The sequence below is a fragment of the Lentibacillus halodurans genome, assembly GCF_900112045.1.
GTDB classification, from domain to species: Bacteria; Bacillota; Bacilli; order Bacillales; family Amphibacillaceae; genus Lentibacillus; species Lentibacillus halodurans.
Genome location: NZ_FOJW01000007.1, coordinates 148,931 through 174,485, shown reverse-complemented (window position 1 = coordinate 174,485; position 25,555 = coordinate 148,931). Strand labels below are relative to the sequence as shown.

At 42.1% G+C, this 25,555-nt stretch carries 23 protein-coding genes; 1 reads left to right on the top strand and 22 read right to left on the bottom strand.

All coding sequences use genetic code 11. The features are described 5' to 3' along the window. Positions 1 to 86 precede the first annotated feature (86 nt). A complete protein-coding gene (locus tag BM195_RS10275; RefSeq protein WP_090237458.1) occupies positions 87 to 773 on the bottom strand; it encodes a response regulator in 687 nt (228 codons plus the stop codon). Then, complete coding sequence (locus BM195_RS10270) at positions 757 to 2,373, bottom strand: ATP-binding protein (protein ID WP_090237455.1); 1,617 nt, start codon at positions 2,371 to 2,373, stop codon at positions 757 to 759. The genes BM195_RS10275 and BM195_RS10270 overlap by 17 nt, the downstream gene beginning before the upstream one ends. A 91-nt stretch (positions 2,374 to 2,464) precedes the next feature. Between BM195_RS10270 and BM195_RS10265 the strand changes: the two genes are divergently transcribed. After that, complete coding sequence (locus tag BM195_RS10265; protein WP_244535728.1) at positions 2,465 to 3,523, top strand: DctP family TRAP transporter solute-binding subunit; 1,059 nt, start codon at positions 2,465 to 2,467, stop codon at positions 3,521 to 3,523. Here the strand turns inward: BM195_RS10265 and lhgO are convergent. The 20 genes from lhgO to BM195_RS10160 form a co-directional block, all read right to left on the bottom strand. Continuing rightward, entirely contained in the window at positions 3,517 to 4,698 is a 1,182-nt protein-coding gene (gene lhgO / locus BM195_RS10260; RefSeq protein ID WP_090237452.1) for an L-2-hydroxyglutarate oxidase, read from the bottom strand. The genes BM195_RS10265 and lhgO overlap by 7 nt on opposite strands. 107 nt (positions 4,699 to 4,805) lie before the next feature. After that, on the bottom strand, positions 4,806 to 5,594 hold the full coding sequence (locus tag BM195_RS10255; RefSeq protein ID WP_090237449.1) for an enoyl-CoA hydratase/isomerase family protein: 789 nt from the start codon (positions 5,592 to 5,594) through the stop codon (positions 4,806 to 4,808). Positions 5,595 to 5,893: 299 nt separating this feature from the next. Continuing rightward, on the bottom strand, positions 5,894 to 7,495 hold the full coding sequence (locus BM195_RS10250; RefSeq protein WP_090237446.1) for a long-chain-fatty-acid--CoA ligase: 1,602 nt from the start codon (positions 7,493 to 7,495) through the stop codon (positions 5,894 to 5,896). Between the two features lie 265 nt (positions 7,496 to 7,760). Then, complete coding sequence (locus BM195_RS10245) at positions 7,761 to 8,735, bottom strand: quinone oxidoreductase family protein (RefSeq protein WP_090237444.1); 975 nt, start codon at positions 8,733 to 8,735, stop codon at positions 7,761 to 7,763. After that, complete coding sequence (locus BM195_RS10240; RefSeq protein WP_090237442.1) at positions 8,732 to 9,517, bottom strand: 2-phosphosulfolactate phosphatase; 786 nt, start codon at positions 9,515 to 9,517, stop codon at positions 8,732 to 8,734. Before BM195_RS10240 ends, BM195_RS10245 begins: the two co-directional genes overlap by 4 nt. A gap of 5 nt (positions 9,518 to 9,522) precedes the next feature. Continuing rightward, positions 9,523 to 10,590 (bottom strand): phosphotransferase family protein, encoded by a 1,068-nt coding sequence (locus BM195_RS10235; protein ID WP_090237440.1) that lies wholly within the window; start codon positions 10,588 to 10,590, stop codon positions 9,523 to 9,525. Between the two features lie 23 nt (positions 10,591 to 10,613). Then, the gene (locus tag BM195_RS10230; protein WP_280141259.1) at positions 10,614 to 11,039 is read right to left on the bottom strand and encodes an acyl-CoA thioesterase; all 426 of its coding nucleotides are present in this window, start codon (positions 11,037 to 11,039) and stop codon (positions 10,614 to 10,616) included. 73 nt (positions 11,040 to 11,112) lie between these two features. Continuing rightward, positions 11,113 to 11,685, bottom strand: a complete 573-nt coding sequence (locus tag BM195_RS10225; protein WP_090237436.1) for a TetR/AcrR family transcriptional regulator — start codon at positions 11,683 to 11,685, stop codon at positions 11,113 to 11,115. Between the two features lie 177 nt (positions 11,686 to 11,862). Further along, complete coding sequence (locus BM195_RS10220; RefSeq protein WP_090237433.1) at positions 11,863 to 12,636, bottom strand: SDR family oxidoreductase; 774 nt, start codon at positions 12,634 to 12,636, stop codon at positions 11,863 to 11,865. A 27-nt stretch (positions 12,637 to 12,663) separates the two neighbouring features. Then, positions 12,664 to 13,869, bottom strand: a complete 1,206-nt coding sequence (locus BM195_RS10215; protein WP_090237430.1) for an acyl-CoA dehydrogenase — start codon at positions 13,867 to 13,869, stop codon at positions 12,664 to 12,666. Positions 13,870 to 14,271: 402 nt separating this feature from the next. Then, positions 14,272 to 15,525, bottom strand: coding sequence for an ABC transporter substrate-binding protein (locus BM195_RS10205; RefSeq protein ID WP_090237425.1), 1,254 nt, complete (start codon positions 15,523 to 15,525; stop codon positions 14,272 to 14,274). Positions 15,526 to 15,547: 22 nt separating this feature from the next. Further along, complete coding sequence (locus tag BM195_RS10200; protein ID WP_090237422.1) at positions 15,548 to 17,557, bottom strand: glycoside hydrolase family 183 protein; 2,010 nt, start codon at positions 17,555 to 17,557, stop codon at positions 15,548 to 15,550. Positions 17,558 to 17,636: 79 nt separating this feature from the next. Continuing rightward, positions 17,637 to 18,734: a glycoside hydrolase family 172 protein gene (locus BM195_RS10195; protein ID WP_090237419.1), complete on the bottom strand. Its 1,098-nt coding sequence runs from the start codon at positions 18,732 to 18,734 to the stop codon at positions 17,637 to 17,639. Between the two features lie 30 nt (positions 18,735 to 18,764). Continuing rightward, positions 18,765 to 19,574, bottom strand: coding sequence for a carbohydrate ABC transporter permease (locus BM195_RS10190; RefSeq protein WP_090237417.1), 810 nt, complete (start codon positions 19,572 to 19,574; stop codon positions 18,765 to 18,767). A 3-nt stretch (positions 19,575 to 19,577) separates the two neighbouring features. Beyond that, complete coding sequence (locus BM195_RS10185) at positions 19,578 to 20,471, bottom strand: carbohydrate ABC transporter permease (RefSeq protein ID WP_170848223.1); 894 nt, start codon at positions 20,469 to 20,471, stop codon at positions 19,578 to 19,580. A 77-nt stretch (positions 20,472 to 20,548) separates the two neighbouring features. After that, positions 20,549 to 21,817 (bottom strand): ABC transporter substrate-binding protein, encoded by a 1,269-nt coding sequence (locus tag BM195_RS10180; RefSeq protein WP_090237415.1) that lies wholly within the window; start codon positions 21,815 to 21,817, stop codon positions 20,549 to 20,551. Positions 21,818 to 21,900: 83 nt separating this feature from the next. Beyond that, positions 21,901 to 22,833: a ribokinase gene (rbsK, locus tag BM195_RS10175; RefSeq protein ID WP_090237413.1), complete on the bottom strand. Its 933-nt coding sequence runs from the start codon at positions 22,831 to 22,833 to the stop codon at positions 21,901 to 21,903. A gap of 14 nt (positions 22,834 to 22,847) precedes the next feature. After that, positions 22,848 to 23,444, bottom strand: a complete 597-nt coding sequence (locus BM195_RS10170) for a KpsF/GutQ family sugar-phosphate isomerase (protein WP_090237411.1) — start codon at positions 23,442 to 23,444, stop codon at positions 22,848 to 22,850. Positions 23,445 to 23,487: 43 nt separating this feature from the next. Further along, positions 23,488 to 24,486: a LacI family DNA-binding transcriptional regulator gene (locus tag BM195_RS10165; protein WP_090237407.1), complete on the bottom strand. Its 999-nt coding sequence runs from the start codon at positions 24,484 to 24,486 to the stop codon at positions 23,488 to 23,490. A 230-nt stretch (positions 24,487 to 24,716) separates the two neighbouring features. Beyond that, positions 24,717 to 25,472, bottom strand: coding sequence for an alpha/beta hydrolase (locus BM195_RS10160; protein ID WP_090237403.1), 756 nt, complete (start codon positions 25,470 to 25,472; stop codon positions 24,717 to 24,719). Between the last annotated feature and the right edge of the window lie 83 nt (positions 25,473 to 25,555).

The window sequence follows — 25,555 nt, the reverse complement described above, 5'->3', positions numbered from 1 at the left end:
TATTGCTATCATGTTAACGCTTTCAGTATTGATTTGGAACATTTAGAACATATTGGACATTTTGGTCTTTTTGGTCCTTTAGCCTATTACTTTAACTGGTAGCGATTGATTGGACGTCCCACTTCTCCATATCGTAAGTGAATTTCAGCTTGCTCGGCCTTTACCATATAATCAAGATACCGTCTGGCAGTGACTCGAGCAATCCCGATATGAGAAGCAGCTTCATCGGCGGAAACAGGTAAGTTTTGATCAGCCAAATAATTTTTAACCTGTGTTAACGTTTGCTGATTTAACCCTTTGGGAAGAAACACATCCGTTTGATTTTCTGCATTTGGCGATACCCACGAATCAATTGCCTGTTGTTCCGTTTTATTTATTCCGGAAAATTGCCGCAGGAAAACTTTGTATCTGTTTAATGCCTGAGCTAACCTGTCAAACTTGAATGGTTTTATAATATAATCAATCGCACCATTCTGGATGGCTTTACGGATGGTTTCTTTGTCATCAGCAGCCGAAATGACAATGACATCAATATCCAATTCTTCACGCCGGAATGTGCTGAATGTTTTCATGCCATCAAGTTCAGGCATAAAAATATCCAAGATGACAAGGTCAGGCCTTTGCTTTTCAGCCAGTTCTACACCTTCCTTGCCATTCCCGGCTGCAGCAGCTACCTGAAAGCCTTCCACCTTCTCTATCATCTGCCTGTTAACTTCCTGGACCATTGGATCGTCTTCAATTAACAATACAGTAATGTTATCTGATGACTTCATTTGCTGTTCGACCTCCCATATCCATTGGCAGCTTTATGACCATTGTTGTTCCTTTATGTAATGATGAATGCACATTTACCATACCTTCTGCTCTTGTTACTATCTGTTTGATCAAATAGAGCCCCAGACCGGATCCATCTTCTCCTTTGGTTGTATAGCCTTTTTGAAAAATATGCTGCTGATCTTTCAAGATTATGCCTTTTCCATTATCAGACACTTCCAATATACATGTCTCAGAGTCCTGAATGATGACAATTTCAACATGTTTGCCTTGAATAGCATATGCTTTCAGCGCATCGAATGAATTTTCAATCATATTCCCCAGTATTCTGACAAAATCATGTGCATTCACCATTGGCGGAAAGGCTTCCAACTGACTGGATTCATGAAGTGTCACTTCAATTCCAAGTTCCTCGCCCCTGCGAATTTTACTGATCAGAAGCCCTGCAATACGATAATTATGGATTCGTTCCAAAATATATTTCGAACGTTTTTCCTGCTGATTCGTAATCTGAAACACGTACTCTAATGCTTGTTCATTTTGATCCAATTGAATTAATCCGGCTATCGTATGCAATTTATTCATATATTCATGATTCTGTACCCGCAATGCATCCACAAACGCTTTAACACCTGTTAGTTCTTCGGCCATTGTTGTAACATCAGTTTTATCCTGGAATATGACGACAGAACCAACCAATTCTTTTTCAACCTTAATCGGAATCCGGTTAAGCATGATCAGTCGATCGTCAATGCGAACCGTTTCATTAAATTTTTTTGATTGTTTTCTGAGATGATCAATGATTTCATTGCCTGAAAGAATCGTTTTCAGAAGTTTACCACTCACTTCCTGATGAATGCCTAAAATTTCTTTTGCTTTATCATTAAAGACAACTATTTTTTCATCCCGGTCCACTGCAATCACACCTTCATGCATTGCCTGGAAAACTGTTGTCCGTTCTTCCAGCACCCGGGCCATTTCATACGGTTCCATAAAGAATGTTTGCTGTTTGACATGTTTCGCCAGCAGATAGGCACCTGTAATACCAAAAGCAAGTATCAATAATGAGATGACCATGATCTCTAAACGAATAGACGACAAGATAGCCGGAAAGGACGGCAGCATATTCCCTACAATAACCACACCAATTTGTTCATGATCTTCATTCATAACCGGAACAAACGAACGTACTGCTGTCCCCTGCTCACCTTTTGCTTTCGAGACATAGCTGTGCTCAGCAAAAGCAGCACCTTCATCTTTGCCGGATGATATGGTGCCAAGCTGATGTTCAAGCGGATGTGAATAGCGGATCCGATTCATATTCAGTACAACGATATAATCCACCTGATTTACCGTTTGCATTTGCTCGACAGCCGGATTCACAACTTCCCACCCATTCGGCTTTGCCAAACCTTCCTTAACTTCAGGCAGATTTGCGACAATTCTCCCCGTCATCAGGCCGCGATCTCCCAGCTGCTCCTCTTCTCCATGATATATATTGCCGATGACGGTAATGCCGCCAATCAGTAAAGAAAATAAAACAATGCCGAACGATAGAATCATAATTTTAAGTCGTATCGGCAGTTTTTTTAATCCCATCCAAACCGTCTCCTATACAGAATGAACAAAAGTCAACATAGTGTGATAGAATAATGACACAAAATAAACCATAATCCAGGTGGTGAATGATTTGCGTAACTTTTTCATAATTCTATCATTTATTGTAGCAGGAATTACCTCTGCTGTAATGGTCGGATTTGATATAGAAGCCATGACGTCCGATATTTATTATGACGATGAACAGGAAGGACTTGATGAGCAAATCATGATCCGTTTCAGCCATGTTGCAGCAGAAGATACACCAAAAGACAGAACGACTTCAAAGTTTGCAGCACTTGTTGAAGATAAAACGAACGGAAAAGTAAAGGTACATATATACCCAAATGCCACCTTATATAATGACGCCAATGAATGGGAGGCTGTTCAAAACGGTTCTGTGGAAATGATTGCACCGGCAACAGCAAAAATCAGTGAGCATTATCCCAAGTGGCAAATACTTGACTTGCCGTATGCATTTCCGAATTACCAGGCAATAGAGGAAGCTTATGAAGGAAAGATAGGTGAAACACTGCTTAAGGCGTTGGATCGTTCAAAAGTAAAAGGGCTGAGCCTGTGGTATAACGGATTCAAACAAATCACCAACCAGGAATATCTCATCAGAACACCGGATGATTTCAACAGGCTCCATTTCAGGACAATGCCTGGAGTCGTGATTAAAGAACAGTTCAATCAATTAAACGCAAGTACCAGCACCATATCCTTCAGCAAAACCTATCAAAATCTTGAAGTGAATTTTGTGGACGGACAGGAGAATACCCTGTCTAACATCAACACGAAAAAATTTTACGAGCACCAGCAATATCTCACCATCAGCAATCACGGTTACCTTGGCTACGGAGTTTTGATCAACAGGGATTTTTGGAATTCTCTTTCACCCGACATTCAGGAATCTATCACCGAAGCGATGAATGAGGCCACCAGCTGGGGACGCAGGCATGCCATTGAAATTAACGACCAGCACGCCCGTGAGCTCAGATCCAATCAACCAATGAATATTCATACATTGACAACAGAAGAACGCTTTCAATGGGAACAGGCACTCCAGCCCGTATACGAAAAAACAAAACAGACTGTCAGCAGTGAATTAATGAAAGAAATCAATAGAATCAAAGAAAAATATGCTTATTGAACGTTACCGGCTATCATTTCCCCAATTACAAGCGATGCGGTTGCTGCAGGTGATGGTGCATTACAAACGTGAATGGAGCGTTTTCCATTGATAACAAAGAAATCATCCACCAGCCGACCATCCTTAAGTAATGCTTGTGCCCGAATACCACTCTCCCCGGGAATCACATCATCTTCAACGATTTCCGGGATCAGCCGCTGCAGACTTTTGACAAACAAGTCCTTGTTGATTGAACGAGCCATTTCCATGAGCCCTGTCTGTATATTTTGGACGGCAAATCTCCAAAAACCAGGATTGGAAAAAATCGCAGCAGCCTCTCTGCAGGAAAGCTCATACTTTTGATAGCCCTCTTTTTTCAAACTCAAAACAGCATTAGGTCCGGCGTGTACTTCCCCACTGATCTGCCGGGTCAGATGCACACCAAGGAAAGGATATTTCGGGTCAGGTACAGGATAAATCAAGTTTTTGACAAGATGTTTTTTGCTTTCTACCAAGTCATAATATTCACCTTTAAAAGGTATAATTTGCAAATCAGTCATCACGCCTGATCTCTTAACGACCTCATCACTGTAAAGACCCGCACAATTAATAAGTTGTTTCGCTCTGAAATCGCCTTTATTTGTATCAATGATAGCTTCCTCGGATGTTTCATTGATTTGCAGTGCTTTCGTTCCCAAAAATAAATTTGCACCTTGTGATTCCAGCAATTGCACGATCCGTTCGGAAACCTGCCTATAATTGACAATCCCTGTATCCGGTATAAAAAGACCGCCAACCGTATTGACGTGTGGTTCACGTTCAAATACTTCTTCTTTGCTTAGTTTGGACAGTTCTAATCCATTTTTAATCCCTTTCTGATACAAACCTTCCATAGCGGGCAATTCTTTTTCATCCGTTGCCACAATCACTTTTCCGCATACTTCGTGCTCGATCCCATATTCTTTGCAAAACCGTACCATCGAAGCACGTCCCTTCACAGCCAATTTCGCTTTTAAACTGCCAGGGTTATAATAAACGCCGCTATGCAGCACGCCACTATTTCTTCCCGTCTGATGGCTTGCCCATTTATCCTCTTTTTCAAGAACGGCAAGTGATGCTTGAGGGTTGTGTCTTTTTAATGCAAGAGCTGTCGCCAGTCCGACAATTCCGCCGCCTATGATGATGCAGTCGTACATAGGTAGAACTCCTTTCGAAAGGATCTTATTATAAGTTTATCATAGGTTAATCGACTTTTGATCAGCCCGTTAAAACCGATGAAATGATGAATTTCCAGATTTGCCCTTCATCCTCTATTAAAATTCGGTTCCCGTTTTTCTTTAAATGCCTGGACTCCTTCCTGATGGTCTTCCGTGGAAACAAGCGTTGCCTGCGTAATCCGTTCTTGTTCCAGAATGGCTTCCAGATCTGAATCATCCGACTGATCGGCGATTTTTTTCATGAATCCAAGTGCCGTTAATGGACCTGAGGCTATTTTCACAGCGAATGCGTGCACCTTATCCTGAAACTCATCCAATGGATACGTATGATTGACGATTCCCAGCGAATGCGCTTTTTCAGCTGAAATAGGTTCTGCGCTTAATAATAGCTCCTTGGCACGATACTGGCCGACGAGCCGCGGCAGGAAGTATAGTCCGCCACCGTCCGAAATAAGCCCCACTTTGGCAAAACTTAACACGAAATTGCTGTCTTCTGCGGCGAGAATCATGTCACAGGCAAGCGCCAGGTTAAACCCGGCTCCGGCAGCAAACCCATGAACAGCGGCAATAATCGGTTTTCCAAAATCTTTCATCGCAATAATCAGTTCGTTTAATTCCCCAATATGATCATAAACATCTAACGGCGGTTGTTTGCCCATTGTTTTAACATCTCCGCCGGCACTGAATGCCCGCCCTGATCCGGAAATAACGATGGTACGGATCCTTTCGTCACTTCCGGCTTGATGAATCGCTTCTTTCAAACCTGTGATCATTTCCGGACTGAATGCATTCAAGGTGTCCGGTCGGTTCAGCGTCAGATATAAGACCCCTTCCTTCTTATCAGAGAGCAAATGCTCATTGCCTTGTAGTGTCATTCCTGTTCCTCCTCATGTTAATGGATTACTCGATCCTTCCAGAGCTCATGTACTATTCGCTCGCGTGTTGATGCCCCAGAATCTGGCTTCCTTTGCCTTCCTTTCATTTTTTCTGCGGTTAAACCAGACATCCCTTCCAGCTCATTCCTTAGAGCAATTTGATGACCCATGGAACGAGCGCTGATTACAGCTGTTTTTTTAAATGGCCGTCATGACGATAAACTCCTTTCATGAGGAAGTGACTATTCAGGAGGCTCCTGCAGGGAAGGTGTTTCTGCCTCCCCCACCGCTTCCATAGCTCAAGTGCTTTCTTCTCTAATTTTTCGCCTCAGAATTTTTCCGACATTGGTTTTCGGCAGTTCATCCCTGAACTCGATGATACGTGGTACTTTATACACCGCCATGTTCTTGCGGCAATAATCAATCAGTGCTTCCTCGGTGACCGTCTCACCATCTTTCAGGACTGCAACTGCTTTGACGGTTTCACCGCGATAGCGATCAGGCACACCAACAACGACCACTTCCTGGATGGCTGGATGTTCATACATAATCTCTTCCACATCACGCGGATAAATGTTGTACCCGCTTGCAATGATGAGGTCTTTTTTCCGGTCGATAATATAGGCGAAGCCCTCTTCATCCATATAGGCGATATCACCCGTATGAAGCCAGCCATCCCGTAATGTTTCAGCAGTTTCGTCCGGCATATTCCAATATCCTTTCATTACTTGCGGGCCTTTGATAATAATCTCACCGGCTTCCCCTGCCGGAAGTTCGTTCGAGCCGTCAACCAAATCGACAATTTTATAATCGGTCGATGGCAAACCGATGCCGATGCTCCCAGGCTTTCTTTCTGCAAAAGACGGATTGCAGTGCGTTGTCGGCGAACTCTCTGACAGGCCGTATCCTTCCAATATTTTGGCTCCGGTTTTGGATTCAAACGTCCGCATGACTTCCCCGGGCATAGGGGCACTGCCGCTATTGCAAGTACGGATGCTATCAATTCCGTACTGATCTGCTCTTGGATGATTTGTTATGGCTACATACATGGTTGGCACGCCTGGAAATGAGGTGGGTTGCAGTTCTTTGATCGTATGCAGTACGTCATCCAGCTCAAATTTCGGCAGCATAATACTCATCGAACCCGTATAAATGGAAAGATTCATACAAGACGTCATGCCAAACACATGGAAAAGCGGTATAACAGTCAAAAAACGCTCTTTCCCGAATTCAATCGTGTCTTTGAAATACTCATAAGACTGGATGACATTCGCCAATAAATTCCGATGGGTCAGCATGGCACCTTTTGAACGGCCGGTTGTGCCGCCTGTATATTGCAGGACCGCCACATCTTCAGAAGGTGTCATATCAACCGGTTCAGGTGACCCTTCAGCTTTATTGAGAAAATCAGGGAAGCTTACTGCCATACCATCTTCCGTTTGACGGCCTTCCAAATTGACTTTTATGATTCGTTTAACCGATGTCTCCTCTATAACTTGATTTAAAACAGGCAAGAGCGGCTTATAAATGACGATCGTTTCCGCTCCCGAATCTTTCAATATATACGCTAGCTCTTTCCCGACAAGCATCGGGTTAACCTGTGTCACAATACCGCCCGCCTGCAGCACACCGTAATAACTGATCACATATTGCGGACAATTTGGCAGCATGAGAGCTATGCGGTCACCTTTTGTGAATCCATCCTGCTGGAGGGCGTTGGCAAATGCCTCGCTCTGTTGACCCAGTTCAGTGTATGTGATCTCATATCCGTAAAAAGAAAGAGCTTTATGTCCTCCAAAATCATTAATCGTTTTTTGCAGCATCTCCGGCAGCGAATCATCCGGTATGTCGATTTCATGTTTGATATGGGCCGGATAATGTTTTTGCCACACTTTATTCATCAAACATCCTCCTCGTTTATTTATAAGTAGCACTTACATGTACAAACTGATTGTACACTCCTGCACCCCCGGCAGAATGTTTGCTGCTGCTTGTTGTTGGAAGACTGCCCCTGAATGGCAACGATGACGTGGTGGGAGGTGTACACGACATGACGAAATTGACATATAAGTTTTTTGAAACTGTTTACGTTTCATGCAAACAAGCCGGTCAAAAATGGTGCTCATTTGATATGCATCATTGCATTCTCCTTTCATGGATTCATCATCACGGAATCAAAACAATTTTTCCTTTTGTTTTCCGTTCCTGAACCATACGGTGAACTTCCGTCGCTTTCGATAATGGATATGATCCGCTGATTGTCAGCTCCAGTTCACCGTTTTGTGTATATTCAAGCAGCTCTTGTAAGCTTCGCATGATAAGTTCCTGGTGCTGCATCAGTTGACCGAGGAAAAATCCAACAACCGACTGATTGTAACGCATTAAGGATGATGGATAAAACGTTGCCTGCTCCCCGCTTGCCACGCCGTAAATGACCATCCGGCCAAACGGTGCCAGGCATTTCAATGTTTTATGAAAAATATCACCTCCAGCCATCTCAAGTGCGACGTCAACGCCCTTTCCGCCGGTTATTTCCAGGACAGTCTTTTCCCAGCCTTCCTCGGAGTAATTGATGAGATGTTCCGCTCCCAGTTTTTCGGCATGCTGCAATTTTTCCTCAGTGCTGGCCGTTGCAATCACCTTTCCTGCGCCGAACTGCCTCGCAAGCTGTACAGCCAGGGAACCGACGCCGCCTGCTGCGGCATGAACAAGAACTGTTTCACCCTCTGCCAGCCGTCCCATCGTTTTCAAAATATGATAGGCACTGAGCCCCTGCAGCGGAAGTCCTACCGCTTTTTCATATGAAACACCGTCAGGAATTCGGATCAAGCTGTCGGCTTCAGTCTTTGCATACTCAGCATAACCGCCTGACCCGGTCAGTGCGGCGACCCGTGTTCCTTTAGACACGCCTGTGACATGCGCACCTGTATCAGCCACGACACCGGCAATTTCTGTTCCCGGCACAAACGGTAATTCCGTCCGGATAACATATTCCCCTTCCCGTCTGGCAGTATCTGCATAGTTGACACCAATTGCTTTAACATCAATCAGTACATCATTGCCGTCGAGTGCTGGTACTTTCTTGTCAATGACTTCCAGCACTTCAGGCCCGCCAAATGACTCAAATTGAACCACTTTCATTCGTGACCGCTCCTTTCGGCTATCGTGATATGTTTTCTAAGTTCTTCTGTTACACTGGTGGCAGCAGCATTCAACCGCGGGATGACATCCAATACACCCTGTTGGCTGACATATGCGATCTCATGGCTAAACCCATTGTTCGAAAGCATTCTGCCGACACGTGACTGCTTTAATACACTGTCGGCCTGATCCGGAAAGTGGTCATAAAACATCATGGCTGATAATGCGCTGTCCGTTAAATCTACCTTCCCATATCCGAATTGATGAGCTAGACTGGCAATAAAATAACCAGCACCATAAAAGTCTTCAAGGCAAAATTCATTTTTTGATCCGGAGCAGACCACCACGATCGTTTCATTTTCATATGTTTCTTTAATCTGCTTAGCCACTGCCTTTCCATTTAAAAGTGACGCCATATAAACCTTCTTCGCCGATGCTGCTTTCCTGATAGCGACAGTACCGTTCGTTGTTGATAAAATAACGGTCCTGCCTGCAACCTGCTTGTTCAGCACTGACGGGACAGGGTCCAGAAATCCGCTAATGGTCAGCCCATCCTCTTCCCCGGCCAAAAGCACATTAGATCTCGCACCGTCGTTCCATGCTTTGGCTTTTTGTAATGCTTCCGTTTCGTTCAGCACCGGGATAACTTGTTCTGCACCCGATGCAAGACAGGATGTAATCGCCGACGTTGCCAGCAGCACATCAAACACAACAGCGATTTTATTATCCCACATTTGTGCTTCATCGATTTCTTCCTTTTTCCAGAGTAAATGGACCTTCATGGCACTCACACACCTTTGATCGTATAAAGCGCATACTGGATGAGATTGGCCACAAATTGATTGAAGCGGGCAAATCTCGGATCATCAGTTTGCCCTCTAGCATACCGATAATAAATTTGCTGACAGATGACAGCCAGCTTAAAATAGGCAAAAGTAAGATAAAAATTGATATTGGATACATCCCGGCCGCTTTTGCGGGCATAATCCTCCAAAAATTCCCGTCGCGTGAAAAAACCATCCTTAATCGTTGCCGGCGGTTTGCCAAGACCCTTTTTCAGCTCATCTGGATCATCCGCCTGAATCCAGTAGCTTAAAGCGGCACCCACATCTGCAAGCGGATCGCCGACAGTCGTCATTTCCCAGTCAAACAGCCCTGTCATAGCGCTGAAGTCCTTGGAGAACATGGCATTGTTCAGCTTATAATCATAATGGATAATCGCCGGTTCCAGGGAAACAGGAATATGCCCCTCAAGCCAATTCATCAATTGGTCCACGCCACCGATATCATCCGTCCGGGCCCGTTCATATCGGTTAATCCAGCCGGTCACCTGACGATTCATAAATCCATCCGGCTTCGACATATTTGCCAATTTCGTTTTCGTATAATCAATTTGGTGCAGTTCGACCAATTTATCAACCATCAGCCCGGAAATTTTCCTTCCTAAAGACGGATCATACTTGATGTGTTCAGGAAACTCGGAATCTATCACGATCCCTTTCCGCCGTTCCATGATAAAAAACGGGTTCCCGATAACATCTTCATCATCAGAATAAATATATGGTTTTGGCGCAGTTGGATAATACGGATGCAGACCGGACAGCACCGCATATTCCCGCCCCATATCATGTGCCTTTGGTGCAACCGGTCCAATCGGGGGTCTGCGCAGCACCGCTTCCCATTCACCAATGTTTAGTAAGTACGTCAAATTCGAATGACCGGTGCCAAATTGCCTGATTTTCAATGATCCGTCCGGCACCCCGCCGATATTTTCTTTCAGGAAACGCTGCAGACTTTCTTTATTGAGTTCTTCCCCTTTCCGGACTTGAATCGTGTCATTGAATGCAAATGTCATTGACATCCCCCCCCTCATTTCAATCATGTATTCGCTTTCAATTTTACTCTGAAAGAATCCGGAAGTTCGGCTGCCCTTTGATAAACCGTATCGAAATAAACGATCGTTGCCTCACCTTTTGCAATGATTTTTCCTGATTCCTTCTCAGCGATTTCACTGATCAGCGTCAGACTGGTCCTCCCAATATGCGAGACATCTGTTTGAACATCAAAAACCTGGCCGACATACCCCTGGCGCACAAAGTTACATTTTGTTGAAACAAGTACAAAAGTAAATTCACCGTTACTGACATGCATGCCAAGTTCTTTCAAAAAGGTCAGGCGTGCTTCCTCCATGTAGACAAAATAGCTCGCATTATTGATGTGTCCCAACATATCGGTTTCAGAGATGCGTGGTTTGATTTCCATGAATCTCACCTCTTTTATACGTGACCAAATCAAGCGGTACATACTATACAAATGCAACATTTAAACTATTCTGATATTTATAAATCCAAGATAGCTTCTCTGGAAATCATCCGGATTACCTCTCGTCCGGTACAATTCCAGTCAAAATCATATCTGAAAATAATTTTGCCAATTCCTCAGGAGAAACCTCCCCATGCGGATTAAACCAGTTGTAGCTCCAATTGGTGACACCAAGGATGCCAAATGCTGTCATATCAGTCCGGAGATCCTGCTGAAATTCCCCCTGTTTAATCCCTGTGCGCAATATCTTTTCAATATTTAAACGGAAATCCTCCCTCTTCTGTTTAATCACTTCTGCATTTTCATTCGTTAAATGCCGCATCTCCCGAAAAAACACACGGGCACTCGGACCTTTATCGGCAATGTCAGTGATCAATAAGCGAATGATACCGGTTATCTTTTCCTTTTGATTCAGGGCATCACTTTGGATAATACCGTTTTGGCGTTCGAGCAGATCGGTAATATATTCATGATGAATTTCCTTTAAAAGCTGTTCCTTGCTGGTGAAATAATAATAAAATGTTCCTTTGGTAACGTCCAATGCATCGACAATATCCTGTATAGACGTCTCACTGAACCCTTTTTTCCCAAATAAGACAATTGCTTGTTGTGTTATGAGATCTTTCATGTTTATGCCCCTCTTGTTTCAAATTGATCATTTTTTGACTGATCGCCGGTGCCAAGCCGCATTTACCTTTATCCAGCACATAGCAGTTATCGGCACCATGGCTTTCTTTATTATAACAGAGAAAGCGGAACCTTCGCTTACGGGAGAATAACAAAATCGTCTATCAGCCTTCATAGATTAATAGGCATGTGCACCACCGTCCACTGTTAAAATATCCCCACTCACATAATCAGACGCTCCTGAAGCTAGGAACAAGGCTGCACCTTTAATATCATCATCACGACCAAGCCGATTCAGCGGTGTATTTTCAAGAATTTTCTCCTGCCCGTTCTCCAGCAGCCCGCGAGACATTTTCGTCGGGAAAAAGCCTGGCGCGATTGCATTCACATTAATATTGTGCTGTCCCCATTTTACTGCCAGATCTTTCGTGAACGTGATGATCGCCCCCTTACTCGTATTATAGCCAATGGTATCCATATACCCTGGATCAGTTCCGCCAAACCCGGCAATGGATGCCATGTTAATAATTTTTCCCTGCTTCTGTTTAACCATATGTTTTCCCGCTTCCTGGCTCATCAAAAAAGTGCCGGTTATATTGACATTCATCACCTTCTGCCAAGCCTCGAACGGCATATCCAGCACATGCGCTCCCCATGTCGCACCGCTGTTATTGACTAAAATATCGATGCCACCCAAACGTTCCATGGTCCCTTCAATAACGTTTTGGACATCCTCACGTTTGGTGACATCACATTCAAACGCAACGGATTCCACACCGTACGCCTTCAATTTTTCACTCATTTGTTCACAGGCTTCCAATTTCCGCGAACAGACAACAACATTGGCGCCTACCTCGGCAAAGACTGTGGCAATTTGTGCGCCAAGCCCCCGGGCACCACCTGAAACAATCGCCGTTTTACCATCAAGTTTAAATAAATCAAACACACTCATGTAAATCCTCCTAATCAAGTCAATAGCTTAATCGTTTCGTAATTCCAATTTAGCCACTTGCCTACGGTGAACTTCATCCGGACCGTCTGCTATTCTTAACGTACGGATGTTGGCCCACTGTTCGGCTAGAATAAAATCATCACTCACACCGGCACCTCCAAAAGCTTGAATCGTCCGGTCTATCACTTTTAAGGCCATATTCGGTGCAATGACCTTGATCATCGAAATTTCCGATTTTGCTTCCTTATTGCCAACCGTATCCATCATGTAAGCTGTTTTTAAGGTTAGAAGCCGCGCCTGCTCAATCTCCATCCGTGAATCAGCTATCCATTCCCGGATCACACCTTGATCGGCCAGATTTTTGCCAAAAGCTGTCCGACTTTGAACGCGCTTACACAATGCTTCAAGCGCCCGCTCTGCAGCACCAATTGTCCGCATGCAATGATGTATCCGCCCGGGTCCAAGCCTTCCCTGTGCTATGGCAAAACCTTTTCCTTCTCCCCAAATCATATTCTCCGCCGGAACGCGAACATTATCGTACGTTATTTCTGCATGGCCATGTGGTGCATGATCATAGCCAAATACCGGCAGCATGCGCTCTACCTTCACGCCTGGTGTATCCAGTGGGACAAGGATCATCGACTGCTGCTGATGTTTAGGGGCATCAGGATCATTCTTCCCCATCACGATGGCCAACTTGCAGCGTGGATCGCCTGCCCCTGATGACCACCATTTGCGTCCGTTGATGACATATTCATTACCATCCCGCGTTATGCTGACGTCTATATTGGTGGCGTCACTTGAAGCGACATCAGGTTCCGTCATGGAAAAACACGATCTAATTTCCCCCGCCAAGAGCGGTTCCAGCCATTGCTTTTTCTGCTTTTCCGACCCATATCGCTCCAAAAGCTCCATATTACCCGTATCCGGCGCATTGCAGTTGAAAACTTCCGAGCCAATCATAGAACGACCCATGATTTCGCATAATGGTGCATATTCCAGATTGGTAAGGCCAGCTCCATATGTACTGTCTGGCAGGAACAAATTCCACAACCCATTTTCTTTAGCCTCTTGTTTTAATTCTTCAATAATAGACGGCACATTGGTCCACCGGCTTTCCTGCTGGTCCAGCTGCTCTTTATAAATTCTTTCATTTGGATACACATGTTCTTCCATAAATACCGTTAATTTCCGCTGTAACGCCTTGGTTTTCTTGGAATAAGAAAAATCCACTTACATCCCCCCGGTCAAATAATACCTACTGGCTGGTATGTTCAGAATATTTAATACTATTATAACAGATAGATACTATTTTTCAACGTAAAAATGACATTTTGAGTAGGTGATGATATCATCATAACGGTGCACCACCAGACAAAAGGGATTCATAGAGCTCCCTGAATTCTCCGGTGGAACGACATGATCAACAGACGAGGGAAAAATCATGGCAGGTGCTTTCAAGTTTGCCAGGTTATGGCGCACAATCTCAGATAATGCCATTCATTTTAACTTCTTTAATGAATAAATTTGGTGTTACATGAACCAGGAATATTTAATGTAGTCAGCAATTCTATGAGAAAAAAATGAGAGTAGCTTTACCATCTAGGAAAAGATACCCCTATCATCCGTCACGATTTATTCTGACACAACTCCTTCAATTTTTTCATGAGCAGCCTCTACTGCTTCTTTCCCGCTGACATCGTTGAACATAACATTTTGCAACGCTTCTCCAACTGCATCTACTACCTGAGCATCGAAACGCGGTTCGGGAATTGCTGAATCGTAAATTTGATTGGTGAATACTTCCCTGAGACCACTCTGAAAGTATTCTTCGCCATCTTCCAATACAGATCTCCTCGCCGGATAAGCAGATTTCATCTTAGCCCATTTCAGTGGTCTTGCGGAATCTTCACCAAACGCCCACATAATAAATTCCGCTGCTTCCTCGACATGATCCCCATTTGCATTAGCGGCGAGTTTCCATCCACCTCCAGCCGTTGCATGACTTCCGCCTTCCGGAATTGGTATCGGTACCAAGCCTGCGTTAAAATCCGGAAACTTATTTTCCAGATCTGAAATGGCCCAAGTACCGGTAACTTGCATAGCAGCAGTTCCATTTGTGATGTTATCAATATCACCCGCCCCTTCCTGCAACTTTGACGGAGCTAACCCTTCTTCAAAAAACGTACCCCAGTAATCCAGCGCCTCAGCAGCTGCCTGAGAATCAAAAGTTGACGCTGAATGATCATCGTTTAAAACATTTCCATCATTTTGCCATAAAAATGGGTACCATATAAAATTCAAATAGGGTCCTTTATCTGTCGGCAGAACAAGCCCGGATACCTCATCTGTTGTAAGCTGTCGTGCAGCATCCAATAATTCGTCCCATGTTCCCGGTGGATCTATATTCTGTTCTTCCAGCAATTCTTGATTATAGAACAACCCTAAAAGTTCCATCTCAAGCGGCATAGCGAGAATATTACCGTCATACTTCACAGCCTCTAGTGTTGACGGAAGAAAGTCATTTTGAATCGAATCTGTAAAATAAGGTGATAAATCTGCCAAGACACCTGCATTTGCATACTTGTTAAAATCACCCGCACTCGTCAGGAATATATCAGGTCCTTCTTCGTTTGCAAATGCTACAGGGAGTTTTTGATTGGAATAATCTGTTGAATTGCCATGAGACGAATATTCAATTTTCACATCATCCTGTATCGAGTTATATTCATCCACCATATCCTGAAACAATTCCTGATGCATATCAAACTGAAAATCCCAGAATTTCAATGTAACAGGGTCCTGAGAACTTTCAGCCGTTTCAGATGATGAACACCCAAGCAAAAAAAGAAAAAACACGAAACAACCAAAAATCACCTTTAGCCGCATCTTTTACAATCCTCCGATCTCATTACTCTGAAATGATCATTTCATTTGATAAAATCTCCGCTTCATCTTCACCTGACAGAAAATCTTCTAATGAATTTGCCACGACGGCCTTAACGCTGTATTTCTTCAAATCATCTTTCCGCTGAAAAGACACCATGATCTCTTCTGATTGCTGTATATCTTTCCTGGTTGCCATAACATCAACAGGTTTGTTGTTCTTCCTAAGCTGCAAAATGATACTTTCTTTCCCTTCATGGTCATCAGTATTGGCAGTGCGGTCTACAGTCGTTTTTACCGAAATCCCTTCCGATTTCGTTTTAGTCATTTCTGTATTTTTCAGAGTGAACCGTTTATTGTTTGGAGGATCGTCATTTCGATAGAAAACCGCCAGCTCTCCGATCGAGGTGAAACTCCTGTTTCCGCCCGGAAGACCTATAATACGAACAGCATCCCCCCACGTATCATCAAAATCAAATGAATAAGTTTTATTCGTACCTGCTGTTTCGTCAAATGGATACTCTGGTGTAGACGAGAGGTTTGATACATCAACCCATTCAAAGTTTTGCCTCACTTGGACTTTTAAATCTTCCTTGAACCAGCCTCCATCGGGATAAATATCTCCGGTTGTATAGATCACATGATTAAAATTATAATTTTTTTCCCACTTATATCCCCACCAATCAAGTAACTTGGCTTCATTATTCCAGCTGTCTTCTGACTCTTGACGTACCCCATTATTGACATAATCTACATTTCCGTAATGGGCAACTTTGTTAATCGGTATTGTCCCCTCACCGACCACAGCAAGGTTTGCGTAATTGTCTTTATCATTATCAGGAGTTGACGGGCTATATGGTTCAACCGTTAGTTTTCTTAATGAAAAATTATAGTTATTGACCTCTCCCATAAACGTATTGGACTGAACGAACATTTCCTTGCCATCATCACTGATAAATTTTGAAGGTATCGTCGTGGCATATCCGCCATTTTTAGTATCTGTCCAGGGATAAGCACCGTAATCTTTCGTCATAAATCTTTTCCACGGTCCCCATGGGCTCGGTGCCTCATAGAATTCAAATGTATACTCTGTCCACGACGTATAAATGTACCGCTCTAACGGTTTATTATAAACCACATTCCCCTGGGATATAACGGTCATATCCTGTGGAGAATCTGAAAAATACGTATCCTGATAAATTTTTCTTTCATCCTGCAATACGGCTTTTTTATCATTTATATCATTGGACCATTCAGGTTCACCATTTGCATCTCCGCTGTAGAACTCCCATGTTGAGCGGTCCATAATCCTCGATTTTGAAACCCTTGCCAAATAAAGATTCGTGGGATCTTCTACTCTATCATTGAATGAATCTCGCCAATTATTGTCCAGTCCATATGCATATACATAGTTATCCTTAGCATTTCCATAGTCTTTCCCGTAGTCCAGAAACATAATGGTCGTGAACGTATAATCATCAAACATAGGAGCAGATTCATCCCATGACCACGTCTTCCCTTTATCTGTGGATTTAAGAATGGTGGCTGAAGGAACATCATTAAAATCCCTGCTTAAATCTTGGACAGCAAGATATATATCGCCATCAACACACGCCATGCCTGTTGGCTTTTTATTGTAATGAGCCGGATCGTTCCAAACCTGGCCAATTTCCTCTGACATCGCAACCGTTTCTCCATTTAAATTGCCTGGCTGTCCCTGTATTTTACTTACGGCAATATCATTGAGGTTTTCATGAGCAGGCGGAATATTCGGCTCATTTGGCGGATTCACTGTAAATCCATCACCATCCCCATTGGCAGCATATAGATTATCATCATCCGACCAGCAAGAAGCCCATAGGTCTCCCTGACTTTCTGTGTTATATGAGTCAGATTCTTCAATATAAGCAGTTGAAAAAAAAGTACTGTTTTCAGGTATATGAGACTCCTCAGCTTCTATTGAAGAAGCTGCTGAGTGACATGTGAGCATAACCGATGTCACCATACCCGCCGATAAAATTTTTTTCATTGACATCCCAATCACTCCTTAAAACATTTCAATTCAGAAATCTTCTGCAGATCATTGATGTCAAAAAGTGTTCACTCAACCGAGCTTAATAATTAAAGTATTTTTCTTGATTCTCATTATTAAATGGCAGAATATCCGGTAACGGCAGCCTGTCACTCACAGGCAAAATCGGATGGAACATATTATGCGGCTCTGTCTGATACCAATATGCTGTACTGGAATAGTCATCGCTTCTGTGATTGTTATGACCATGTTCAATCGTTACTTTAATTGACTTATCAAACATGATTGGATCTTGAATATGATAACGGTAGGTGGATATTTTACCGGACCAATTCGGGCCTCCGCCTAAAATAATACCATGGTAAGGTGCACATACTTCCTGTTGCGGACACCATGCCGTGTTAAAATAATCTTCCATTCCTGTCCCGTGCAGTGAAGGTGGCCAAGGTTCACCGTCGATAAAAATCATGTCGTCACCTTCACCATACCAGTTCCACTCTTGCGTAAACCGTAAATTATGGATATTCAGATTGCAGCCTACATAGTGCCCTCTGCCTTCAGCATCCAAAATGACATAGTTATCTTCTGCTGTTGTATTTTTACCGCCAAATTCATAAAATTCATTGGAGGTGTTATCTTTAATGCCCTTGGTTATTTCACGTTTCCATATAGCGTGGAATCTAAGCGGACTGTCAATATCCTTGTTATAAGCCTCATAATCAACATAAAAATAAAATTTGATCGGATTATCGGCTTCACTTTCAACCTCAATCCTTGCCCCGTTTCCAAAAGGCATTGGAAAAAAAGAATTTAGAGAACGACCGTCTTCCGGACTCATCTGCAAAGGAGCGGATGAAAAGTTTCTGGTTACACCATGGCCCATCCCAAAAAAATCACCTATTGGGGCTTCTACACTTGGCTGTTTTTCACCATCCCAATACATTCTCAAAATAACTTTCCTGTGCAAATACGCTTCGATAGAATCATCTAAAGGTGCCATCGTCATCCAAATATGCGTAATACAACCGGAACCTTGCAGTTCACAAATATCTTTTCTCTCCTTTGGATAAAACCTTAGGAAATCACGATTGCCTCCAGTTGGGTCATAGCTGGATGCCCTTTTTCTTTTGGCGGATTTCAAACGATATAAATCTCTTAATGATGTTCCTGTAAAAGTCAATTTAATGTCTCCTTTTTATCATTTGATTAACTATTTAATGCCTGTTGTCTTTACACCTTCAACCAATTGCTTCTGAACCAGGAAAAAAAGTACAAATGTCGGAAGAGCCGAAATAAGAGCAGCAGCCAGTACGATACTCCAAGGTGTTTCATACCCACCGCCAACAACATTTGCCAGCTCTATCTGAACCACATTTAACTCTTCTCTCTGATTAATAATCAATGGCCATAAATAATTGTTCCAGTTAGCTGTGAAAAAACCGATCGTTAATGGAACAATAATAGGCTTTGAAAGAGGAAGAACAAGCCGGAAAAAGGTGCCGGCAATTGATAAGCCTTCTACATATGCCGCTTCTTCAAGTTCCGTTGGAAACTCCAAATAAAACTGTCGGAATAAAAATATCCCATAAGCATTGAATATCATTGGTATAATCAGACCCAAATACGAATTTGCCATCCCCAGCCCTTGTGTAACCATATAAAGTGGTATCATGATGACTGTGAACGGTACCATTAACGTGCTGATAATCCAAGCAAACACAAAAGACTTTGCAGGAAATCTCAACCGAGCTAGTGCATAGCCTGACATGGCATGAAAAATCATGGCCACGGCCGTTACAGTCGTTGAAACAAATAGTGAATTCCAAATTGCCCGCAAAATATTCGTCTCATCAAAAACAGCTTTCATGTTTTCAAACGTAAATTCTTTTATTAACAGACTCAAATCAAAAACTGTTTCAGGGGTCCGAAATGCACCTATCATCATAAAGTAGATGGGAGCAATCATGAATAGTCCGCATATAATTGCAAAAATCGTCAAAGTCGTTTTTCGCAATTTCATTGTTCAGCCCTCCTTTTTCCCCGTATAAAGCCTTAACTGTGCAAGAGAAAGAACAAAAATGATCAGGAATAAAACGACAGCCAAGGCTGAGGCATATCCCATATTTAGAAATTCGAATCCTTGCTTGTAAATATAAATTACACTAACTTCAGTAGAACTTGCCGGACCGCCATTTGTCATAACCATGATCTGATCAAACACGGTGAATGAAGCGATTGTCGTTACAATTAGGATAAATGTGCTTGTCCCCTTCAGTAATGGAAACGTTATAAATCGAAAGGATTTCCACGGTGTTGCACCATCAATTCTGGCCGCTTCATAATAATCTTGTGGTATTTCTTTAATAGACGCCATAAAAATGATCATATTGTACCCTAGGTTTATCCAAAGAAAAACAACAACAATGGACACCAGCGCCAGATCTGTTGAACCTAGAAATTCTAAACTAGGCAGTCCGAAAGCATTTAACACTTGATTGATAAAACCATTCCTAGGGTCATACAAGAACATCCAAACAACAGCTGAAATGACAGATGTAATGGCAAATGGAAAAAGAAACATCGTCCGTGCAATACTTTGATATTTTTGCTTTAAACCGTTTAAAATGACTGCAAAAAATAATGCTAAACAATATAGGGCGGGTACATAAATAAATGTAAAAATAAATGTTCTGCCAACGGATGCCCACCAGCGCCCATCAGCTGCGAGCTCTTTATAGTTTTCCAGACCAATAAACACTTTGGGACTCAACGCATTCCATTCATGTAGACTCACATAGAATGCATAGACCATTGGAACAAAAATAAATAAAGTTAATCCCACTAAATTTGGAAGTAAGAACCCGTATGCTGTCAATGTTTCATTCCATTTCTTTCTATTTCTGCTAATGAGCTTCATAACCAATTCCTCCAAGTGGTTTCGAGGTTTTAAATGGCAGCCGATAGTAAACGGACATTTAACTATCGGCAACCTCATTATTTGCTGTCAAGCACAGCCTGGATTTTTTCATGCGCGATTTCTGCTGCTTCTTCACCACTCATGCCACTAAACATGACATTTTGTAATGCTTCACCTACTGCATCCACAATTTCAGGACCAAACTCGGGCTCTGGAATTGCAGAATCATAGATTTCTTCGGTGAATACTTCGCGGAGTCCTTTGTCATAAATTTCTTCGCCCTCTTCTACAACAGATTCACGTGGCGAATATGCGAACTTTGTTTCCGTAACATATTCTAATGGGCGCTCCTTATCATCAGCCAGTGCCCACATAACAAATTCAGCTGCTTCCTCAATATGTTCACTGTTCGAATTAACGGCAAGTTTCCAGCCTCCAGCAGCAGTTGCCGATTCTCCACCTGCAGGAATAGGAATTGGTGTCAAACCATATTCGTCACCATCACCATATTCATTTTCAAGCATTGGAATAGCCCATGTGCCAACAATTTGCATGGCTGCCGATCCACTGCCCAGGTTTCCAATATCTGTCGGGTCTATTTGTAATTTTGATGGGGCAGCACCTTCCTGGAAAAACGAACCCCACATCTCTAACGCTTCTGCTACTTCAGGTGTATTAAAAGTAGATTCTTTACCATCTTCGCTTAACACAGATCCGCCATTCTGCCATAAGAAAGGATACCAGACGAAGTTAAGATAGGAACCTTTATCAGTAGGAAGTGCAATACCAGAAACTTCATCCGTTGTAAGTTTTTTAGCTGCTTCCAGTAACTCATCCCATGTTTCTGGAACCTCAACATTTGCTTCATCCAGCATTGTTTTATTGTAATACAGGCCAAGCAGCTCCAGTTCAAATGGAAGCGCAAGTATCTTATCATCGACCGTTACAGCCTCTAATGCCGATGGAAGAAAATCCTCTTTGATCCCATCCTCAAAATATGGTGTTAAATCCGCCATAACCCCAGCATCTGCATACTTTTGGAAATCACCTGGACTAGTCATAAAAATGTCAGGGCCTTCATTATTTGCAAAGGCAACAGGCAATTTTGTATTAGAGTAATCTGTAAGGTTATTTGTCGTTGAATACTCAATTTTCACATCATCCTGCATATCGTTATACTCATCAACCAGGCCTTCGAAAAATTCTTGATCATTATCTGAATGAAAATCCCAAAAAGTTAAATTTACGACCTCTTCGGACTCACCTGAAGATTCAGAGGAACATCCAGACATGAACAGTAAAACCATTACAAAGCCAGAACCTATCATAATTTTCAGAATATTCATTTTCTAACCTCTCCTCATTTTTGTAAAAATCTAATGTTAATAAGTAAACGTTTTCATAAATTGTGAAAAAAACCCTCGTTGCATTACCTGCTATCGTGGCCTTTCAGCTTCAGTATAAAATTCATAACATCCTCTGACGTCGGCAATGATGGAATAGCTCCTTCTTTTGTCACTGTTAATGCACCAACAGCATTGGCATATCGCACTACTTCGTTTAAAGGTTTTCCTTCTGTGATCCCGACAGCTAAGGCACCATTGAAGGCATCTCCAGCTGCAACTGAATCAACGGACCCTACAGTGAATCCTGGAATCATCTGTTTCCCATATTTATTCACAATTAATGCACCTTCTTCAGCAAGGGTGAGAATAACGTTCTTTACCCCTTTATCTAAAAGCATTTCAGCAGCATCCTTTGCGTCTTCCCTAGTCGTTATGCTGATACCGGTCAGTATTTCGGCTTCTGTCTCATTTGGCGTAAGATACGTTATATGATTCAACATATGATCGCTTAATTTTTGTGCAGGAGCCGGATTCAAAATAATTGGTATCATATGTTTGGAAGCTAGCATTACAGCTTGCTCAATCATGTTTAAATCCATTTCCAGCTGTATGACTAAAATGTCAGTTTTTTTGATGAGAGCTTCGATTTCCCTTAAATTTTCTGTATCATAGTCTAAATTAGCACCAGGTACGACAATGATCCGATTATGTCCGTTTTCTTCTATCGTAACCACACCGATACCTGTAGCTTTTTGTGAATCTCTTTTGATATATTTCGTATTAATTTGTTCATCCTGTAATGTTCTTATGGCTTCATTACCGAATTGATCCTTGCCTATCTTTCCAGCCATTGTGACACTTCCGCCCAGTCTTGATGCTGATACAGCTTGATTAGCGCCCTTTCCGCCCGGAAATCTTGAAAATTTCGACCCTATTATAGTTTCTCCATTTTCCGGAGCACGTGGAGTAACGACTACTAAATCCATCATAAAACTACCAATAACTAATATTCCCACTCGATCTACTTCCTTTATTGTGATTTTCTGGATAATTGTTCTCCCAAACTACCACCTGGATGATAAACATGAAAATCGTCTTTACTAAAGTTTTTCAATTCGGAAAGACTAGCCGCTAATACATCTCCAATAACCAATGCGATCGTCGAGCTTGTTGTAGGCGCCAATCCAAGGTGATCAGCTTCACTTTCATATTGATAAGTGAGTGCAATGTCGCAAGCATCAGCCAACGTTGAATTTTTCTTGGATGTAATTGCAATATTTCTTGAGCCGATCTTAATTAAGGAAGGCAATAGACTTATCACCTCTGAAGTTTCACCACTATTGGATATCATGATTACGATGTCTTCTTTTTGAATCATCCCTAAATCACCGTGGATTCCTTCAGTGCTGTGTACAAAAAAAGCTGGTGTTCCAGTGCTTGCTAAAGTAGCAGCTATTTTCTTTCCGGCATGCCCTGATTTACCTACTCCGGTAACCACAACTTTCCCACTGCAGTCATTTATCATATTGACAGCCAATTCATAATCAGGACCAATTTGTTTGGAAAGTTCCGTAATAGATGTGGCTTCTATTTCTATCACTCTATTAATACGATCTAATATTCCCATGTTCTCCCTCCTTTTTAAATGATTTTATATAGTAAACCTAGGTTTACTCACTTATACTTAAATGCGGATCAAATATGGTTTTACCAAGTTCTTTTGCATTATCTAACAGGTGTTCCAAAAGAATTTCTCCTGCTCGGAGACCCATTTCATAAGGAGATTGCTTAATTGTGATTATGCTAGATGGCTTTAAGATCTGCGCAGCTTCCACTTCACCAAATGATGCAACAACCATATCATGCGGAACTGAATATCCGTTTTTTGTTAATTGAATAATAGCACCAAAGGCCATCGTGTTATTGAAAGACAGAATAGCACTTGGTTTATTTTGAAGGTTCAAAAAATAGTCAACAGCATTGATACCATCTTCTTTTGTAAAATTGCCATTAAATATCAACTCAGGATTTGCTTCTAAACCTTTTTCATGTATAGCTTTTCGAAATCCTTCATAACGTTCAAAGCCCGTGCTGACTTCTAATGACCCGTTAATAACCCCAATTCTATGGTGGCCACGCTCTAAGAGATAATTCGTTAGATCATAAGCACCTTTAATGTTATCCTCTACAACTAAGTCCAAACCAAGGGAATCTTCACGAAGTTTTCTGTCAATCAAAACAATAGGAACGCCACTTTCCTTAATATTTCTAATCACATCCTCATTTTTTCCAGACGTTGCTAATACGAGTGCATCTACCCTTTTTTCTATAAGAACTTGCAACATCTTTTTTTCTTTTACTGGATTCTCATTCCCACTCATAAAAATTAGATGGTAGCCATATTCCCGTACTGAATCTTCAATCCCTTTAGAGATCGTCATAAAGTATGGATTCGAAATATCAGGAATAATAATCCCTATTGTGTTTGTACGATGATTTTTCAGACTCCTCGCAACTGCGTTTGGCTGGTATCTAAGCTTCTCTGCCATACTGAATACTTGTTCTTTTACCTCTTTGCTGGCATATCCACTATCATTCAACACTCTGGATACCGTTGCAATTGAAATACCCAACTCATTTGCAATATCTCTTATTGTTACATTCTTCATTTTAATCTCTCACCTTACCTGTAAACGTTTACACATTTTTTAAAAAAAGATTGAAAGCACCTTAAGGAGGTTAATTATCTGTAATCGTTTCCATACGTATATATTATAATAAACTTAAGTTCGTTACAATACCTTTATTAAAGAAAATTAACTTTTTCTGAAAATATAAAAGATCAAATGCAATATTCTGTCTTATTAAAACTAGAACGCAAATAAACGATGATCGAAGTCTAATCTTCCCATTTCCTGATAAATTCCGAACACTTCTTCGCAATCAGGTCCTTATCATTGTCCAGCGTTGCGACATGATAACTGTTTTCCAGCATGATAAATTCCCGGATGCCTGAGGAGATGGATTCATAGATTTCCCGTGAATTCTCCGGGGGAACGACATGATCAACAGCAGAAGAAAATATCATAGCAGGTGCTTTCACGCTTGCCAGATTATGGCGCACAATCTCAGACAACACCATAATTTCCCGCATCGATTTAACCGGCGTCTTGCTATAGGCCAGTTCCTCGATCCCTTCCTGTTTAATATCGGACCCGATACCTTCCACAAATCGGATATCTGAGTTTTTCAGGGACTCATAGCTCTCAATCAAATCAGGCATATGCGTGGCGGCATTAATGGGCATAATCCCTTTTATGCTGGGATGTGTTTCCGCTAGATAAAGCGTCAGTGTTCCACCCATGGACAATCCTGCCACAAACACATCATCACAGATGGCCTGCAATTTTTCCAGTCCATTTTCCACTGTTTCAATCCAATCCTGATAGGTGGCTAGTTCCATATTCTCGGGGTCAGTTCCATGTCCTTTCAATCGTGGACCCAATACGGTAAAACCCTCGTTAGCCAACTGCTCACCAAGATAATACATACTCTGTGTCGTTCCAGTAAATCCGTGAATCACAAGCACTCCAGTTTTGTTTCCGGAATAATAGAATTCCGCCGCTTTTTCCATAACAGGAAAAGAATCTGTCATAAATGAACCCTCCATAGCCATTGTTATAATATCATTCTACCACACATCAGAATCATTTATTTTGAAAATTTCAATCAATAGAA